19 protein-coding genes, 1 tRNA gene and 1 pseudogene are annotated in these 17,870 nt (G+C 54.5%); 10 read left to right on the top strand and 11 right to left on the bottom strand.

Features of this window, described 5'->3' with window-relative positions; translation table 11 throughout:
- The first annotated feature begins 289 nt into the window (after positions 1-289).
- The 4 genes from ACILQA_RS00505 (at position 290) to ACILQA_RS00490 (ending at position 5,585) form a co-directional block, all read left to right on the top strand.
- Complete coding sequence (locus ACILQA_RS00505) at positions 290-2,092, top strand: hypothetical protein (protein WP_395627917.1); 1,803 nt, start codon at positions 290-292, stop codon at positions 2,090-2,092.
- 31 nt (positions 2,093-2,123) lie between these two features.
- Positions 2,124-3,050 (top strand): tyrosine-type recombinase/integrase, encoded by a 927-nt coding sequence (locus ACILQA_RS00500; protein WP_395627916.1) that lies wholly within the window; start codon positions 2,124-2,126, stop codon positions 3,048-3,050.
- A complete protein-coding gene (locus ACILQA_RS00495; protein ID WP_395627915.1) occupies positions 3,047-3,991 on the top strand; it encodes an acetyl-CoA carboxylase carboxyltransferase subunit alpha in 945 nt (314 codons plus the stop codon). Before ACILQA_RS00500 ends, ACILQA_RS00495 begins: the two co-directional genes overlap by 4 nt.
- Before the next feature lie 100 nt (positions 3,992-4,091).
- Positions 4,092-5,585, top strand: coding sequence for a M48 family metalloprotease (locus ACILQA_RS00490; protein WP_395627914.1), 1,494 nt, complete (start codon positions 4,092-4,094; stop codon positions 5,583-5,585).
- A gap of 76 nt (positions 5,586-5,661) precedes the next feature.
- On the opposite strand, the gene ACILQA_RS00485 is transcribed toward ACILQA_RS00490, so the two are convergent.
- Both ACILQA_RS00485 and ACILQA_RS00480 read right to left on the bottom strand, forming a co-directional pair.
- Complete coding sequence (locus tag ACILQA_RS00485; RefSeq protein WP_324479464.1) at positions 5,662-5,829, bottom strand: Flp family type IVb pilin; 168 nt, start codon at positions 5,827-5,829, stop codon at positions 5,662-5,664.
- A gap of 110 nt (positions 5,830-5,939) precedes the next feature.
- Positions 5,940-6,110, bottom strand: a complete 171-nt coding sequence (locus tag ACILQA_RS00480) for a Flp family type IVb pilin (protein WP_324482280.1) — start codon at positions 6,108-6,110, stop codon at positions 5,940-5,942.
- An 86-nt stretch (positions 6,111-6,196) separates the two neighbouring features.
- On the opposite strand from ACILQA_RS00480, the gene ACILQA_RS00475 reads away from it, so the two are divergent.
- Positions 6,197-6,604: a (deoxy)nucleoside triphosphate pyrophosphohydrolase gene (locus tag ACILQA_RS00475; protein ID WP_395627913.1), complete on the top strand. Its 408-nt coding sequence runs from the start codon at positions 6,197-6,199 to the stop codon at positions 6,602-6,604.
- Positions 6,605-6,617: 13 nt separating this feature from the next.
- Here ACILQA_RS00475 and ACILQA_RS00470 read toward each other — a convergent pair whose 3' ends face one another.
- The gene (locus ACILQA_RS00470) at positions 6,618-7,478 is read right to left on the bottom strand and encodes a methyltransferase domain-containing protein (RefSeq protein ID WP_395627912.1); all 861 of its coding nucleotides are present in this window, start codon (positions 7,476-7,478) and stop codon (positions 6,618-6,620) included.
- Positions 7,479-7,519: 41 nt separating this feature from the next.
- Between ACILQA_RS00470 and ACILQA_RS00465 the strand changes: the two genes are divergently transcribed.
- The 5 genes from ACILQA_RS00465 (at position 7,520) to ACILQA_RS00445 (ending at position 9,547) form a co-directional block, all read left to right on the top strand.
- Positions 7,520-8,266 carry a ComF family protein gene (locus tag ACILQA_RS00465; RefSeq protein WP_395627911.1) on the top strand — a complete coding sequence of 249 codons (747 nt, stop codon included), beginning with the start codon at positions 7,520-7,522 and terminating at the stop codon, positions 8,264-8,266.
- 48 nt (positions 8,267-8,314) lie between these two features.
- Positions 8,315-8,584, top strand: coding sequence for a glutaredoxin 3 (gene grxC, locus ACILQA_RS00460; protein ID WP_395627910.1), 270 nt, complete (start codon positions 8,315-8,317; stop codon positions 8,582-8,584).
- Positions 8,584-9,072: a DUF1178 family protein gene (locus ACILQA_RS00455; RefSeq protein WP_395627909.1), complete on the top strand. Its 489-nt coding sequence runs from the start codon at positions 8,584-8,586 to the stop codon at positions 9,070-9,072. The genes grxC and ACILQA_RS00455 overlap by 1 nt, the downstream gene beginning before the upstream one ends.
- Before the next feature lie 35 nt (positions 9,073-9,107).
- Positions 9,108-9,184, top strand: a tRNA-Arg gene (locus tag ACILQA_RS00450).
- A gap of 174 nt (positions 9,185-9,358) precedes the next feature.
- On the top strand, positions 9,359-9,547 hold the full coding sequence (locus tag ACILQA_RS00445) for a hypothetical protein (RefSeq protein WP_395627908.1): 189 nt from the start codon (positions 9,359-9,361) through the stop codon (positions 9,545-9,547).
- A 147-nt stretch (positions 9,548-9,694) separates the two neighbouring features.
- Here ACILQA_RS00445 and ACILQA_RS00440 read toward each other — a convergent pair.
- The 8 genes and pseudogenes from ACILQA_RS00440 to ACILQA_RS00405 form a co-directional block, all read right to left on the bottom strand.
- Positions 9,695-10,801: pseudogene (locus ACILQA_RS00440) on the bottom strand (recombinase family protein); the annotation flags it as partial.
- 308 nt (positions 10,802-11,109) lie between these two features.
- On the bottom strand, positions 11,110-11,916 hold the full coding sequence (locus tag ACILQA_RS00435; protein ID WP_395627907.1) for a hypothetical protein: 807 nt from the start codon (positions 11,914-11,916) through the stop codon (positions 11,110-11,112).
- Positions 11,913-12,995: a tyrosine-type recombinase/integrase gene (locus tag ACILQA_RS00430; protein ID WP_395627906.1), complete on the bottom strand. Its 1,083-nt coding sequence runs from the start codon at positions 12,993-12,995 to the stop codon at positions 11,913-11,915. The genes ACILQA_RS00435 and ACILQA_RS00430 overlap by 4 nt, the downstream gene beginning before the upstream one ends.
- Positions 12,992-14,566, bottom strand: coding sequence for a tyrosine-type recombinase/integrase (locus ACILQA_RS00425; RefSeq protein ID WP_395627905.1), 1,575 nt, complete (start codon positions 14,564-14,566; stop codon positions 12,992-12,994). Before ACILQA_RS00425 ends, ACILQA_RS00430 begins: the two co-directional genes overlap by 4 nt.
- Positions 14,567-14,755: 189 nt before the next feature.
- A complete protein-coding gene (locus ACILQA_RS00420; protein ID WP_395627904.1) occupies positions 14,756-15,094 on the bottom strand; it encodes a helix-turn-helix domain-containing protein in 339 nt (112 codons plus the stop codon).
- 287 nt (positions 15,095-15,381) lie between these two features.
- On the bottom strand, positions 15,382-16,413 hold the full coding sequence (locus tag ACILQA_RS00415) for an adenosine deaminase (protein WP_395627903.1): 1,032 nt from the start codon (positions 16,411-16,413) through the stop codon (positions 15,382-15,384).
- A gap of 80 nt (positions 16,414-16,493) precedes the next feature.
- Positions 16,494-17,060 carry a phosphoribosyltransferase gene (locus tag ACILQA_RS00410; RefSeq protein ID WP_395627902.1) on the bottom strand — a complete coding sequence of 189 codons (567 nt, stop codon included), beginning with the start codon at positions 17,058-17,060 and terminating at the stop codon, positions 16,494-16,496.
- Positions 17,057-17,870: carbohydrate kinase family protein (locus tag ACILQA_RS00405; RefSeq protein WP_395627901.1), on the bottom strand; the 814-nt coding region annotated here is incomplete at its 5' end. The genes ACILQA_RS00405 and ACILQA_RS00410, both read right to left, overlap by 4 nt.

The raw sequence follows: 17,870 nt of genomic DNA, 5'->3' as shown, positions 1-17,870 counted from the left end.
GTCGTTGCCGATTTTCTGTTCATCGTTTCCGGGCATTGCGACACTGCCTATATATCGGCTATCCCCAACCCGAAAGTAATTTGCCACTTGTCCGGAAAATTATGGAAAAGCAGTGTATTACGCGACCGCCCAGGAGCAGCGGACGTAAAAACCGGTTTTTGCGCTTTCTAATTGTTGCGGCAGTGGCATTTGGCTTGCTACTCTGCTGTGCATATTTAGGCGGTGGACAACTTATGCAGATAAGAGAAATTGCAGTGCAGCCCCAAAGATTTGAAACAGGTTCGCGTCATTGACTGATAAAATAACAAAAGGCGGCCTTTTGGCGGCAGCCGCTGTCGTCCTCGCATTTGCTTTGCCCGCATTGGGGCAGCAGGGTCCGGAGTCACTTCTTCCCGAAGGCTTTGGCGACCCCGCGCCATCGGCACCCAATAATCCCGCGCGTCCTTCGTCTTCATCACCGTCAACCACCAAGGCCGGAACATCACCGGCCAATCCGGCATCGGGTGCCGTCAGTGCGGACGCTGCGGCTGACGACGCAGAAGAGGATGAAGAAGACGCACAGGAAATGGTCGTTCGGTATGACGTTCCACCTGCTGCGCGCCGTTCGCTCAATGCGATTGGCATCATCTCCGAAACATCGGGCGGATTTCCAGCGTCTTCGTTTGGCGCGACCAATGGCGCTTTCCTGAAACAGGTTGTCGAACGCACATCGGGGCCAATCGCGTCGCGTTGGGGCACGATCATGGCACGGCGGTTGCTGGCCAGCCGAACCAATACGCCAGTGGGCGTGAACGGCGCGGATTGGACCGCAGAACGGGCTTGGCTGTTGCTGCGCATGGGGGATTCGGTGGTCGCACGTGGGCTTGTTCAGCAAGTCGATGCTGGCAACTATACCAAACGGCTTCATGAGGTCGCGATGCAGACCTATCTCGCCAATGGCGATCTGGCGGGTATCTGTCCTTTGACCGAAGGCGGCGTTCGCCTTGTGAACAGCGGGCGCTGGAAAATGTCGCGCGCTATTTGTGCTTCGCTCGCCGGCGAACAAGGCAGCGCAACGGGGTTCATCAATCAGGGACGCTATCAGGGCTGGGTTCGGGGCGTCGATTATCTGTTAACCGAAAAGGCCGTGGGTGCGGGCATCAATGGCCGCCGGTCGGTTAAAATCGAATGGGATGGCGTTGAGGGGATGAACCCGTGGCGCTTCGGTTTGTCTGCAGCCGTTGGTCTTGAGCCACCGGAGCAGTTGTTCAGCAATAGTGGTCGTCAGATTAACGGATGGCGTGCGCAATTGCCCATGTTTGCACCCGCCATACGCGCCAAATACGCACCCGGTGCCGCGGCGCTTGGCGTATTTTCCAACCGCGATATGGTCGATCTCTATGCGCAGGTTCTGGATGATCCCGATGCACCTGATGCGATGAAAACGCAGGCTGAAAATCTGGGCAACGCATATACTGCATCGGACGATTCCGGAAAAGTTTCGGCAATGGCGTCGATTTGGGGCGCAGAGCGGGCGGATGCGGACTATCTGGCGGCGCTCGTTATGACGGCGCGCGCGGCAGCGCTTATAACCCCAAATTCAGACCATGCCGGGCAGGCCGATGGATTGATTGCATCTATGTTGACGGCGGGGCTTGATCGTTCGGCGGCGCGATGGAGCAATATTGTTTCCGGCGGATCGCTGGGTTGGGCACTTGTCACCTTGGGTGCACCCGGCCGCATCACTCTGGCGGATTATGGTGATCTCGACGAATTTTATAGCAATGACGACAGCGATGATGGTCATAAGTCCGCGCTTTTGCTGGCCGGACTTGCCGGACTGGGCCGCGTTGAATCCGGCGCACGCACTGATTTTGCTGGCGATCTGAAGGTAAATATTGCGCGGCAAACGACTTGGTCAAAAGCGATTACGGCCGCAGCAAGTCGCGGTGAGCAAGGCACGGTCGCGCTGATGGCGGTTGCCGGAATGCAGGCCCCGTCATGGGCTTCGGTGCCGGCGCATCATCTATATTATATCGTGCGTTCGCTGCGTCAGGTGGGGCTTGAGGCGGAAGCGCGGATGATTGCGGCCGAAGCGGTCACCCTTGGGTGATAATCAAGGCAGCGGCGCCTGATCGACGGACATGAGCGCGACAGACCGCGATTTGATAGCCCGCTTCATCGAAATGATGGCGGCTGAGCAGGGCGTTGCTGCCAATACCAGCGCGGCTTATGCGAGCGACTTGCTTGCCGCGTCCAGCCTGACCGGCGGAAAGCTCGCACATGCCGATGCCGATATGTTGGTGACGCTTTCAAGCCATTGGCGCGACCTTGCCAACAGTTCCGTCGCGCGCAAATCATCGGTGCTCCGGCGCTTTTTCGGCTTTTTGCATGAGGAGGGTTTTCGCGATGATAACCCGTCCGCCGCTTTGCCCAAGCCTGCGCAAGCGCGCGCGCTGCCGAAAATCCTTGATACAACAGAGGTCGATCTTTTGTTCGCCGCAATCGAGGCGAAGCTTGCGCAGCCCGCACCTGCATCCACCGACTATCGGCTCTCCGCCTTGATTGAGCTGCTCTACGGCTCCGGCTTGCGTGCGACCGAGCTGGTGGCGCTGCCGCGCAGCGCAATCGTGTCGGACAAGCCGTTCATCATCGTCAAGGGCAAGGGCGCGAAGGAACGGATGGTGCCCATTTCCAATCGTGCGCGGCAGGCGGTTGGGACATGGCTTGCGTTCGTTCCGGAAAAATCGCGCTTTTTGTTTCCGTCGCGCGCCGGGCATATCAGCCGCATTCGGCTGTTCCAGATTATCAAGGCGCTCGCGGCCCAATCTGGTTTAGATCCGGCCAAGGTCAGTCCCCATGTCCTACGCCACGCCTTTGCAACGCATCTTTTGGCGGGCGGTGCGAACCTACGGGCGCTTCAGGCCATGTTGGGCCATGTCGATATCGCCACCACGCAAATTTACACGCATGTGGACAGCAGCCGTCTGGTGGAATTGGTCAACCGCAGGCACCCTCTGGCAATGCGCACGTTGACCCGTGGCGCGACAGGCTCTAACCGACAATCATGATGGTATATCTTGAATTCGAAAAACCTGTCGCCGCTTTGGAAGCACGTATTATTGAACTGCAGGATGCAGCGCGCGAAAGCGACGTCGATGTCAGCGCCGAAATTGGCAAGCTGCGCGCCAAAGCGGACAAGCAGCTTAAGGACACATACGCGAACCTGACCGCGTGGCAGAAAACACAGGTCGCGCGCCATCCTGAACGGCCGCATTTCAAACATTTCATCGAGGCTATGTTTGAAGATTTCATGCCCTTGGCCGGCGACCGCGCATTTGGCGATGATCAGGCCATTATCGGCGGCCTCGCCCGACTCAACGGCCGGCGCGTCATGGTCATTGGCCATGAAAAGGGTGACGATACGCAAAGCCGTCTTCGCCATAATTTCGGTATGGGCAAGCCAGAAGGCTATCGCAAAGCCATAAGGCTGATGGAACTGGCCGACCGGTTCGGTATTCCGGTGGTTAGCCTCGTCGATACATCGGGTGCGTTCCCCGGTATTCAGGCCGAAGAACGCGGTCAGGCCGAAGCCATCGCCCGCTCCACAGAAAAATGCCTCGCGCTTGGCGTGCCGATGGTTGCCTGCATCGTGGGTGAGGGCGGTTCGGGCGGCGCGGTTGCGCTTGCGGCTGCGGACCGCGTCTTGATGTTTGAATATGCCGTATATTCCGTCATTTCGCCGGAAGGATGCGCGTCGATCCTTTGGCGGACAGGCGACAAGGCGGCGGATGCTGCGCAGGCCATGAAGATGACGGCTGATGATTTGAAAGCGCTTCGGATTATCGACCGAATCGTCAAGGAACCCATAGGCGGTGCGCATCGCGACCATGCGCTTGCGGCTGCATCGCTTGGCAAGGCGATTGATGAGGAGATTGCGGCACTGTCTGCCTTTTCATCGAAAGAGCTTTTGCAGCAACGCCGGGCAAAGTTCTTAGCGATGGGTGCGTAAGCCTATTCCGTCGTTGCACGATTTGCAGCGGCACAAGAGTTTACGTCGGTACGCAAGATAATGTGATAAATTAGGTTTTCCTGATTTTAGGAGGACATGGATGCGCAATTCGAAAATTATCATGGCTACTGGCGCGGCAATCCTTGGATTGACGGTAATATTTGGCAGTCTTCCGGCAGATGCAAAAACGAAGCAGCCCGCCGCGCCGCGCGCATTCACAGCCCAGGAAAAGGCAGAGGGCGCGAAATATCACACCGAAATTCTGAAAGAATTTGGCGGTCCGATGCAGAGCCCGCAGACGGACTATGTTGTGCGCGTTGGCAAAAACATTGCGGCGCAATCGGGCCTTGGCAATTCGCAGGATGATTTTAACGTCACCTTGCTGAATTCGTCCGTGAACAACGCTTTCGCGCTTCCGGGCGGCTATGTTTACATCACGCGCCAACTGGTTGCCCTGTGTAATAGCGAGGCAGAGATGGCCGGCGTATTGGGCCATGAAGTCGGACACACCGCCGCGCGCCACAGCGAAAAGCGCCAGAGTAACGCTACATTTGCGAACATATTGGGCATAGGCGGCACGATTTTGGGTTCAGTGCTTGGCGATTCCGCTGGATGGCTTGGCGCTGTCGGCGCTGGGCTTAAGCAATATGCGGGTCCGCTGGCACAAGTTTTCAGTCTGAAATATTCGCGGACACAGGAAGAGGAGGCTGATGACTTCGGCATCCGCTATTTGAGTAAGGCGGGCTATGACCCAAGCGCATTATCATCGATGCTGAATGCGCTGGCATTGCAGACGAGCCTTGATGCGCGGGTCGCTGGCCTTGGTGACAATGCGGTGCCCGAATGGGCCAGTACGCACCCCGATCCCGCGCGGCGTGTTGCACGTGCCGTGACGCGTTCAAAATCCTATCCGGCCAGCAATGTGCGCAATGCCGATGCCCACTTCGCCGCCATTGACGGCATGCTCTATGGTGACGATCCGGACCAAGGCGTCATTGAGGGGCAGGCATTCATCCATCCGCAATTAAAAATGCGGTTCACCGCGCCAACCGGTTTTGGCATTCAAAACGGAAATGAAGCCGTCTCCATAAACGGCAACACGGGCAAGGCGATGTTCACATCCGCAGCGTTCGACGGCAATCGTGATGCGTATGTCAGCAATGCGTTTAAATCTGTTGCCGGCAAAAACATGGCCATTCCCGTCCGCGATATCCGCAGGACGACGGTGAACGGCATCCCGGCATTTTACGCCCGCAGCGTCGTCAATACGCAGCAGGGGCAGCGCGCCGTGTCTGTCTATGCCTATGAATGGTCGCCCGGAACCGCATTTCATTTTGTGACCATTGCCGCGGCCAATGCGCGCCCGTTTGACGGCATGTTTGAAAGCATGTCGCGGTTGAGCAATGCGCAAGCCGCAGAAGTGAAGCCGCGCACATTACGCGTGGTGACGGTGGGGCGCACAGACACTGTTGCGTCGCTGGCAACGCGCATGGCGTACCCCTCGCTGCAGACCGAACGGTTTCTTGCGCTGAATGGGCTGACCTTCAACGCAGCGTTGCGTCCGGGGCAGAAGGTGAAGATTGTCACATATTAAATAAAAAGGGCGGGAACCGCGAAGTCCCCACCCTTTTTTAGTTGTTCGGGCTCGGCGCCTGAAAGCTAGCTTTAACTTACGTATTCGGCAACTGGGTGGCTACCTTGGTAAATGCGGTGTTGATGTCCTGCCCGATTGTATTGATTGCAGCCATTGAAGCCACGGCAATCAAAGCCGCGATCAAGCCATATTCAATTGCAGTCGCGCCGTTTTCATTCTTGAAGATTTTTTTGATAAATTTCATCTTTATTCTCCTGTTATTCTTTTATTCACCCGGGCGGTTTTATAAATATTAACCGTCATCAGTGTGATAAATCATCAATGTTTACTAATTCGTTAATGTGTACATTAAATCTAAGACGTCGATAATTCGTTGGACACTTTATTCAAAACATCCTGTATTCCGTTTGCAACGTTCCCGAGAGAAGGAATCATTGCGATAATGATCAACGTCACGATCAAACCATATTCCACTGCCGTCGCCCCTTGGTCGCATTTTTGAATGCGTCGAATGAGTTCCAACATTTTATTGGTCCCCCTTCGATCCTTGGTTGCGGGCATCCGGAAAATCCCACACAAGCGTTAATAAATGCTTGCAACATGATGAGACTATGGAAAAAAATCCAAAAACATTGTTCGTAGTTGCGGCGGCATTAACCAACGAGAGTGGTGCAATTCTGCTGCAAAAGCGTCCGGACCATGCCTCTATGGGTGGGTTGTGGGAGTTCCCGGGTGGCAAGGTCGAAGCGGGTGAAACGCCCGAAGCTGCGCTTGCGCGGGAGCTGTTTGAAGAGCTTGGGATCTCCGTAAACCCCCAAGACCTTATACCCGAAACCTTTGCAAGCGAGCCGTTGGGGGAGCGACATTTGTTGCTGTTATTGTACAGGTGCGTGACGTGGGAAGGCACACCCACGCCGCATTTTGCGTCTGAAATTGCATGGGTGCGTCCAAACGACATGGCTGCGTTGCCAATGCCGCCCGCTGATTACCCTCTCGTTGAACGGCTTAAGCGCATTTAATAGGTTCTGACCCCTAGTCTTCGGGATTTTTGGACAGTATGTCGGCAAGCGAAACTTGCGCACTTCCCCTTTTGGCTGGACGGGGTTGGTTTTCAGACGGCGCCCAACCGCTTAGGAACAGATGCGTGAAATATTCCGGCACTTTGCCATGGGCGTCTGCGCGTGCCGCAAAAATCTGGTCCAGCCGATTGATGACGTTCTTGCCGAGATATGCGCGCGGTCCGGCCAAAGCATTGCCGATCCCGGCATCGCGTACATCGGACACTATGCCGCGCCAGTCGCTATACCGGACCTCCGTCATATCTTGATCCGCAACGGGCAGGGCAAACCCGGCGCGTACGATCAAATCGGCCGCGCTGCGCAAATCAATTTGCGGGTGCATATGTGGACGAACCTGATCTGCGTCGGATTCCAGAAACATCGATTTCAATGTGGCCAGCGTCCCTGCGCCAAACATATGGCCCAGAAATAATCCATCCGGTTTGAGTATCCGCCGGATTTGGATAAGCGCGCCGGGCAGATCGTTGACGCTGTCCAACGTGCCAGCCGAGATAACGAGATCGAACGATGCAGGCAGAAAGGGCAGGCGGTCCTCTTCACATCCGTTTTGTGTGTCGTCAGCGCCGCCTAATGATATCAACGGCATATGCGTGCAACGTATGTCCGCAGGCAGAATGTCCTTTTGCCAGTCTGCAATCGGTCCAATAATCAACGCATGTTCGAACGCGCGCGTCACAAAGGTCAGGCGTTCGCTAAGATCCTGCGCAATATGGGTCCACAGAAATTGATCGCCCTGACGCCGTGATGCACGTTCGCGCAGCGCGCGGCGGCGCTGGCGGTCAAATATTTCAGGCGGGTTGGTCTCACTGGTCATTTCGGCCTTGTGCAGACACTGGCTTTATCCGACAAGTCTTCATGGCCATCACCCGCCACATTTTCCATGCAGCGCTCAATTGGGCGCTGCCCGAACGCTGCCCTTGTTGCGGCACGATAACGCCCGCTGGCGGTCCATTTTGCGTCGATTGCTGGCAACAATTGCAGTTTCTTGCCCCGCCATGGTGCCATGGATGCGCAACGCCATTTGAATATGACCGAGGTGCGCACAGCTATTGCGCAGCATGTCTGGCCAAACCGCCCAAGCATGATGGCATTCGCGCCGCTGTGAAATATGACGACCTGTCTGCAAAAGTCGCACTCCGTCTGAAATATAGCGGAAAGATCGGATTGGCCCGCGTGATTGCGCAGCAGCTGGTTCGCCATCTGCCAGAGGATCGAGACAATATCATCATTACACCTGTTCCTTTGCATTGGACACGCATGTGGTCGCGCAGCTTCAATCAATCCGCGTTGATCGGCCGCGCGCTCTCTGCGCAAAGTGGAATCGCTTTTGTCCCTGACATACTCGTCCGCCACAAACGCACGCCGAGCATGCGTGGCCTAAATGCCAAGGGCCGCCGTAAAGCCGTTGGGCAGGCATTTTCCGTGCATCCCAAATGGCAGGGCCGATTAAAAGGCAGCCGCATCATTTTAATCGACGATGTCCTGACCACCGGTGCGACGAGCAATGGCTGCATATCGGTTTTGAAACGAAGCGGTACGTCGTGGATACAGCTGTTCTGCTGGGCACGTGCCCTGCGCGGAGAAAGCGCGGAGCAAAAGTAACTGCGCTCGATGCTTGACTTGATGGCGGCTGGGCACCATTTCACTTTTATGACCGCAAATGTTGAAATCTACACCAAATTCGCATGCCCTTATTGCGTCCGTGCCAAGCAATTGCTCGACAGTAAGGGCGTCCAATATACCGAATATGACATAAGCATGGGTGGCGCAAAGCGTGACGAAATGCTGGCGCGCGTGCCCGGTGCGCGGACCGTGCCGCAGATCCTAATCAATGATACACCAATAGGCGGCTCTGATGATTTGCGCGCATTGGAAAATCAAGGGAAGCTCGACGCATTGTTAGGGCCGCGCGGGGCATAATGATCGCGTTTGACCTGAATTGCAGCAACGGACATCGTTTCGAAGGCTGGTTTGCGTCATCCGAAGATTATTCCAAGCAGCAATCGTCCGGGTTGCTGGCCTGTCCCGTATGTAATGACATGGCGGTGCAAAAGGCGCTGTCCGTGCCGCATGTGCCCAAAAAGGGCAATCAACGCAGCGTGCCTGTTCCTATCGCCGATGTAGCAGCGCCAACCGCCGCGGCTGAGCCTGCGAAAACCGACGCGCTGCCGCCTGCGGTTGTTGAGTTCGTTCAAAAGCTTGCCGTGGCGCAAACCGAGATGCTGAAGCAGTCGCAATGGGTCGGCGGCCAGTTTGCCGAAACCGCCCGCGCGATCCATTATGGCGAGGAAGCAGATCGCATCATCCATGGCGAAACAAGCGCCGATGAAGCCAAGGCACTGATGGAGGAAGGCGTGCAGGTTGCCCCGCTCCTTTTTCCAGTCGTGCCGCCTTCTGCTAAAAATTGACCGCCCGATAGCACACAGCTATGGTTTGCTACGCAGCACCCATAGCTCAGCAGGATAGAGCATCAGATTCCTAATCTGGGGGCCACTGGTTCGAATCCAGTTGGGTGCGCCAATTGCGAACATAACCGCGAACATTTTGCGGGCCGTCTTTTCGGCCTGAAACCGCTGCGGCCAGTACGTTGGTATCTCCAATGATGCGGACCTTTTCTTTGCTCACTTCGATACGCGTGATGATTGATCGCATATAAGCGCGGCGGGCCTGCGCATCACCATTCAGCAGTTTGTCGTGCGCAAGTTTAGCGAACGCCGCGATCCTGTCGGGCGTCAATTCTTGGCTGTTGGTAGCCTGCACGTGAATCCGATCAAGCGAGGTTTGAACGATGTCTCGTTCTTGCTTGATGGTTGCGATTCGCACCTTGAGGTCGTCGTCAAGCTCGACAATGCCGTCTTCGATGGCGCGGTAAAGCCGGGCTAGCTTCTCTTGTTTGTCCTTGCGTTCGGCTTGTAGCCGGTTCCGCCGATCATCTAGAGCAGCATCTTTGGTATTTGTCCGCTTCACGAGCGCCCCAAGGATTGCGCCCATCCGCTCAGGATTAAATAGCTGCCGGGTCACATTGTCCAGTATTAGCCCATCCAGCTTTTCAAGCGGTATGTTGCCGCCCTTGCAAACAGACCGGCCGCCGAGCTTACAGCCAGCGCAGCTATAATAGCTGTAGATTTTACCGCGACGACGCGTACCCGATTTGGTCATACCTGAACCGCATGAAGCACACACAGCAAGGCCAGCCAGCAATGTTGGTCCGTTGACCACACGTGGTGGCGTGACCTTCGGGTTATTGATTGAAAGCCGTCGTTGTACCTGCTCGAACAATTCCATGGGTACAATGGTCGGGATGTTTATCTCGATCACTGAGCTGGGGTCGTGATTTTGTTTGGTTCGGAAGTTTTTCACGCCGTAAGGCCACTTACCTGTTGCGTAGCATTTATTGGTCAGAATGCCGTGAACCGGTCCTATGCCAAACGTAGCACCGACACGGGTTCGGTAGCCGTTGGAGTTCAACCATTCGGTTACCTTTTTCACGCCCATGGGGCCGCTCTGTCCGTCTCCTTCAGCATAAAGCCGGAATATCAGACGGACGGTCTCGGCATCAACAGGGTCAACCTCCAAACCCTTTTTCATTTTAGCTCCGCGCAGCTCTAAGTCGCAGATGCGATATCCAAGCGGCGGCTTAGCGCCATTCCAAAAGCCTTGCTTTGCATTCTCGCGCATCGCACGCGTAACGTTCTTGCCGTTCTCGCGAGATGTGTATTCGTCAAAGATGCCAATGATCTGGCGCATCAGGGTCTGTGAAGGATCATCACCTGTTGGCTGCGTCATGGACACGACCTCAACGCCATATTTGCGCAGATTGCGGATGGTCAGCTCCATCTCGGCGCCATTGCGATAAAAGCGCGAGAAAGAGTGAACGCAAATAACGTCAAACCGTCCTTCCTTTGCCTGTTCAATCATTTTTTGGAGGACTGGGCGACGATCATCCGTCCCAGACGCACCCGGTTCCACAAACTCGTCCACAACCTGCCAGTTATTCGCCTCGCAAAAGCGTTTCGTAAGGTCACGTTGGGACGGAATGGAGACGTCGCCTGTAGCCTGCCTTCCAGTACTCACCCGCAGATATAGAACTGCGCGCTTGCCAGCTGGCAAATCCGCTTGGGGTAAAGAAAATGCCATATCGACCTCTCAGTTACGGCGTCGACCAGCCGTAGTGAGGGCTGGTGGGTTATTGGAATATTTGCTGCAGATCTGGACCCAGAAGCTGCTCAAGCGCATCCAGTTCAGCGTCTGAAACGGGCATCTGTCCATCAAACGCAACGAACTCGACGCGTTGCGAAATACCGCTAACAGCGGCTTCACTTTCGCGTGTCTGATTCGGGCTGGTTCCACTGGACATGTATACCGGATGTCAGATTTGAATGCCCCTGCCATTGGCAGAACCAGATGATTTCCGAACACGGTTGTGCAACTAAAAGCGGAGCGCGTCATTCGTTAGCGTTCCAAAACTTAACCTCGTCGCGGTATTTTTTGAGCATTCGGACAACAGCAGAATGTTGATTTACGGGCTCGTACCCAATCGCGCCAAATACACTTATGCATAGCCTATCAAAAGAGCCCTCGACCGACGACGTCGGGCGCGTTCCGAGAATTGAACGGGCATCGCACGCCAGATCAAATAAGATGGTGTCTCGGACCCAATTGCTTGGTGCGCCGAGCTTTTTCTGACCTCTTTCCGTAAGGTAACTCTCAAATTGCGCGCGCATTTTATCAACAATGAAAATGAGTATGTCGGGCCTATTTTCGAGATCAAACATCTGTTTGTGTTGCGCAAAGTAGCGTTCGACGTCGATTACTCCGTTGGGTAAGTTTAGGCGCGCCTGATCAGCGACAAAATCGCTTACGTCGAGTTCGAACTTGATTTTTGGGTTCAGTTCGTTGAGTGCTTGGAATGATAGCATCGAGCCCAGTAGCCCAAGGTTTTCAGGCGTTTGGATATGTTGCAATGTCTTGCGACCATTAGATATCTGAGTACGAAGTTCGTTTAGAAGACTAAGAATAGTCTGTGCTCGGTCTAGGGCTATATCGATGTCTGGAGCGTCGTATCGTTTTTCCGCGTGGCGCTTCACTTTTTCGACCGCGTTTGTGACGGTTCGAGTAAGCGCCCAAGCCTGTTCATCGTTGAGCTTATGCTGTTTGGCAAGCTCCTTGAACGCATCGTCATCTGGCAAAATAATGTGATCAGCTAACGCCAGAATATCTTCGGCCGTCATTGAGTTTGTTTTAGCCATCATCCTTCTCCTCTCAGTGCGGTAATTGCTTGTGTAAATCTGTCATGCCCCTCTTGGGCCTTGGCTTGACGGTAGTATTTCTCGGTGGTTTGAAAACTGCGGTGGCCGAGCAGCGGCGCTGCCAACCGGACATACTCAGGCGCTTCGGTTGCGAGCGTTGAGGCGGCCGCGTCGCGGAACATATGCGGCGAGCAGTGCTCCCCGAACCGTTCGCCTGTGTGGCGGCAGATGCGGCTGTAGAGACCATCCTGCGTCATGGGCGACCCATGTTTGGAGATCCAAAGGGCATTGCCTGTAGGCTTCTGCCAACGGCCCGTGCAGGCCACCAGCATTGGACGATAGAAGTCGAGGTAGCGCTGCAGATATGGCTCAAGCACTGGTGGTAGTATCGTCTCGAACCACGCATGGGTTTTGGTCTGCTCAGGCGTAAGTTGGATAAACCACTGACCCTGCCGCCGCACGATGCTGCTGCCGATTTCAAGCGCGGTGAAGTTCTTGCGCCGGATGGGGACATAGGCAAGCAAGGCGATCATGAGCCCATCGCGATATTGCACGGCATCCGATATGTTGTCGTTACCTTGCGCGGCGTGCATGAGGTCGTAGCCAAGCTGCGCCAACTCATCGGTCATCAATATCCGGCTTTTCTCGCGGGCCGGCTTGTGTCGCGCGCGAATGCGGCTTGCGAGACGGTTTATAAACGACCAGTCGCGCTCAGGCGCGAACAGAGACGCCATACTACCCAGATCCTGCAGCCGGGCCATGATGGTCTGCGTGCTGTTACCTATGTCAGTGAGGTGGTTGACGTAAGACTTTAACCTCTGCGGACTAATACGTTCGGCGGGTGCCACCTGTAGGCAGTCAGGCTCATGTATTTTGCAGTATGTTAGGAACCGTCCATATCCACGCTCGACTTTGAAGTTGGATGCAACGGACAGATGCGCCAATGCCCCAAGGTGATCATCAAGGATGGTCCCCGGGGTCAGCGCATTTTGCCAGACAGTGCGGTCAGCCTTCGGCCAAAGCGCAAGCGGCATGCACCGCCGCTCCGGCGTCTTGTTCGGACCATAACGACCGCCGCTCATTTATCCGGCCTCCGCTTTGAGGCAATGGGCGCATGCTGAGCTCGCAGCGTATCAACCACATCATTGAACATGGCGCTTGCCCGCTTGGCTTCTGCCCCAGAGTAGAAGCTCGTGGTCGTATCCAACCGTTTGTGTCCGAGGACCTGCCGTACCACCTCATAATTGCCCGGCTGCTGGTCGAGGAACACCTTCCCGGCAAAGTGGCGGAACAGGTGAACGTTGAACGTGTGGCCGGTAAACTCAAAGACGGTCTTTTTAATTTGCAGACCAAGCGTATGGGCCGTCTTGTGCTTTCCATTACGCCCCGGGAACAGGGCATCAGTTGATTCATGCATCAGATGGGGCCGATACTCGGCCATGTACCAGCGCAGGATATTCAAGGCATATGGCGGGATGTTAAAATCCACCGGATGCCTGTTTTTGGTTTCGCTTTCGCTAATGACCAGATGGACGCCCTTGCGCTGCGGTTTCAGGTGCCGATGGATGTCGATGGCGCAAAGATTGGCTTTGCGGATAGGTGTTGCCTGCAGCAACGCGATTGCGGCTGCCACCTGCGCTAAGACCGCCTTTTGTGCCGGCGCCCGCTTATCACGATCCACTTGTTGGCGGATGGTGTCTGGGAGGCATAGGAACTGCCTTACAAGCTCTGCATCATCAAAAGGCCGAAGCCGCTCACGGTTCTTGGCCGTAAGCCCGCCTGTCTGCACAGATACCCTTTTGCATAGAGCACTCATCTTACGGTCATGCTCATCATCCACCTTGACGTAGTGGCGGGCAACATTGCGCAGGCACGATGCAATTTGCGCGACCCCTGCAGACGTTTTTCCGCCAGCCCTCTCCATGTGAAAGTGCAAAATCAGCTTGAAGTTATCGACCTCGACCAGACGGGCAATGCTAGTAATGGTCGCAGGGTCAACGCCGGATCGGGCAAGCACGGATGCAGCGGCACGTAACTGGCGGGTTCGAGTTGCAATGGTCGCGGGGCGTGAAGGACGCACAGGCCCATCGTCGTCCAAGTTCACATTACGCATGCGATCAGCGTAGGCGTTCACATCCGTTTCGAACGATGGTGGGAAGTATGCGAACGGATAGACATAGATCTCGCGCTTCTCATCGCGCGGGATTGTGATTTGCGGCCACGTGTCTGGAAATTGCGCAACCGCACGGTTCCACCCCCACAAAAAATGGTCCCATGCCTGCTCGGCATTTGCACGCATGCGATCGTTCAATATGGTATCGCGGTAGCTATGCAGGTCACTCAATGACACGGCATCCACATCCACACCAAGGCCACTGAGATACCGCGCGCCCGCCGAAACTTTCCGTTTCAGCGACGCCGGCAGCATCTTCAAAAGCGCAGCCCATTTAGGCAACAGCGGAGTTGTGTTGCGGCTCGGATAGCTTTTGCCCACAAGGCCGACCGCGCGTGCCACACCGGTTTTGACATTTCCCCAGCGGCCCTTTGAATATCCAAGCGCAATGTACGAGATGCTTTCTAATTTACGCCGGATATACTTATTGCTTGCAGGCACTTCATTGGGCGACAGACCCAGCGCTTTGCAGAAAGTCATCACGGCGCTGCGCGTATCGCGCTTCTGGATGTCGGTCAGCGGCGCTTCCGCCAGCGCAACAAGCGCATCTGCAAGGGTTGGCTTATGTTGGTCGTTATGGGTCATCATATCCTCGTGAAGACTGGAGCGGACAATAGGTAATATTCGTGAGTAAGTATACTATTATTCCAACCCTGTATGGGGCAGAGCCTATTCACGACAGGTACCTAAACCCGCAGAAATACAGGGCTTTCCATCAAGCATATTGAGCAGGTCTGCATGCCGGATACGGACGGCTCGTCCAATGCGTAAAGCGGGCAATTGGCCCTTGCGAATGAGGCGCGACACCGTGCGGTCAGAGACGCGCAGATACCGCGCCACCTCTGCTCTGGTCAGTAGGTCGTCTGTGGTGACCGCCGGCGCTTGCGGCTCTGCTGCGTGAGCCAAAGGCTCAGGCTTTGCGTATACCCACGATGGTAGGTCTTGGCTGCTATCCAATGTTGAAGCGGCAGGCAGACGCACCGGCTTTTTGGTATTTTTGTCAAACATACGCGAACGTCGCACATGCCAAATATCAGGTCATCGGCATAACCTAAGGATTGTTGTGGGGGGTTTTGCGACAAGCCATATATCAAGCTGATATAGCTAATTTCGAAGCCATCGATTACAACCCTGATACGCCTATATAGCCAACCGGACAAGCTTTCTGTGGTGTATAATGGCAGCTTTGCGCCCAATTGTGGTCGCTCAAGTGATCGACGTCATCTTCCAAAAACGGCCATTCGATGAACAGTACGGGCTGCTGAACCGAAACCGCAAACGGCTGGCAGTCTATGTTAACAAAACTCATCCATAACGAGGTCAACTGCAGCGATATGTTGAGCTATGTGCTCGTCACTCAAAAATGAGCCAGTGAAAGAGTTTCGAGCGAGCGTCTTCAGGTTATCGATCGAGAGATTTTGGGCATCGGCGACAGCGGCAAAGTTAGCGTTTATATACCCTCCAAAATAGGACGGGTCGTCCGAGTTGATTGTGACCTTGATACCAGCGTCCAACATCGCCTTAACAGGACTATCAACCAAATTACTAACGACGCAGAGTTTTAAGTTTGACAGTGGACATACGGTCAGGGTCTTTTTTTCTGCAACTATTCGTTGGATGAGTGCTTCGTCCTCCAAAGCCCTGTTCCCATGATCAATCCGGTCGACGTGCAGATGGTCAAGCGCTTCCCACACATATCCCGGGGGGCCTTCTTCGCCAGCGTGGGCGACCAATTTGAGTCCCTTTTGTCGTGCCAATGCGAAAACCCGAGCGAACTTGCTCGGGGGGTGACCCAGCTCCGAGGAATCAAGGCCAACACCAGCAATTTTATCTAACCATGGCTCGGCCTGAGACAGCGTTTCGAACGCTGACGCTTCATCCAAATGCCGCAGAAAGCACATTATGAGCCGATGCGAAATTTTGAACTGTTTCTCACCCTCCTCCAATGCCCGCAATATTCCTCCTATTGCGCTATCAAAGGGCACTCCACGACTGGTGTGTCCTTGAGGGTCGAAAAATATCTCTACGTGGCGAACGCAATCTGACTGTGCGCGCTCAAGATAGGCATATGTGAGATCAAAGAAATCTTGCTCACTACAAAGTACGGCCATGCCTTGGTAATAAATATCAAGAAAATCCTGCAGGTTCGAAAAAGCATATGCTTTTCGAATCTCTTCGACACTCGTGTAAGGAATTTCCACCATATTCCGCTGCGCTAGCATAAACATCATTTCAGGTTCGAGTGAGCCTTCAATGTGCAAGTGCAGCTCCGCCTTTGGCAGTTGCGCGATAATCGACTGGCGTAGATCAGATAATTCCGGTGTCACTGCATTTCCTTCAAACTTTACTCACTGATGGCATCACTGGAGTTGGAATATGTGACCGCCCTTTAAAAATGATCGGGCAGTCAGCTAGTCGGCGACCGCAAAATTAAACTGGCCTCAGGTTTATGCTTCCGAATTTCATCATCAGTAAGCCCACGCAATTCGTGAGGAAAAACAAGCCACTCGTCGACTTCATGCACGAAATAGTCCGGCGCAAGGTTCGTTTTGTTGCGCGATGGTTTGTAATACACCGTGGCGATGCGGACAGTCTCTGGCATGTTGTGGCGGCACTTCAACGAAAGCTCGTGGATAAACGCCTCGATTGACCGGCCGGAGTCGAATACATCATCTACGATGAGGAGGGAGTCATCAGGGTTGACATTGTTGACCAGGTAACTGAGCGCGAAGACACGTACCGACGGCTCCTGCGTGTCTATATCCGAATATGATGAAGTGCGGATGGCGATATGGTCACTATTAATGCCACGATATTCAAGCAGTTCTTGGACTGCGATCCCAATTGGGGCACCGCCTCGCCATATCCCGACGATATGAGTAGGCCGGAACCCGGAATCGAACACCTGGTTCGCTAAGCGAAATGAGTCTTCAAGCAACTGATTTGCCGAAATATAGGTCTTTTCTATCGTCATGCCAGTCCGATATCCGAATTTGCTGTTCGGCTTGCCAAGAGGTCTGTTGCTGCAGCCATACCTAAACTTACTGCTTCATCGATCGCTACGTGTCCGTACAGATATTTGGCAATGACTTCGCCTGCCAAGGTATCCCCTGCGCCAGTAGTGTCATAAGTTTTGATTGCACTGGCCGAAATGATACGCCGCCCGTCAGGTGCGTCAATCAGCACGCCGGCACCTCCGAGCGTTTCAATAATAATCTGATCAGCAGGTCGAGCTCCCTGGTGGGCAGCTTCAATAAATTCTCGTTCGCTAGCGTTACAAAAGATCAATTGCGCTCTGCAAGCCAGCTTTTTACAAAGCCAGTCGGGAAATGACCGACGGTCAAGCTTGGCTATCCAACTCAATGAGCGATCGAGAGGATAATGTGCGATTATCGCATCTGTTGCCTGAGCTGGCCCGGCTGAAACGCACAGATGGTCTGCCTTACCTATTATCATTTGCTGGGATTCCGTCACCACTTCGTGATCTTCCAAATCGGCGTCAAGCAAACAGCTATGTTCGCCACCGGGATTGTAGATCAGAACGCATCTCGGGGTTTTCGCCGCACGCCTTTGATCGATTGCCTCACAGCAAATTTGCGACCGCTGACAAGCGCGAAGATAATGACCTCCGTCACCATCGTCACCAATCCACGTCAGCGGGAAGGCTTTTAAGCCAGCCGCCGCAATACGTCGTGATGCATAAAGCGCGGCGCCGCCAGCTCTTGGCCATGCACCGGAAACCCCCAAGTTTCCTAAGACAGTTCCCGTTCCATTAAATTCGGTC

Origin of the sequence: Sphingorhabdus sp. (assembly GCF_044239005.1) — a bacterium.
In the GTDB taxonomy this organism is placed as follows: Bacteria; Pseudomonadota; Alphaproteobacteria; order Sphingomonadales; family Sphingomonadaceae; genus Sphingorhabdus_B.
This window is presented reverse-complemented; position numbering and strand designations above follow the sequence as displayed.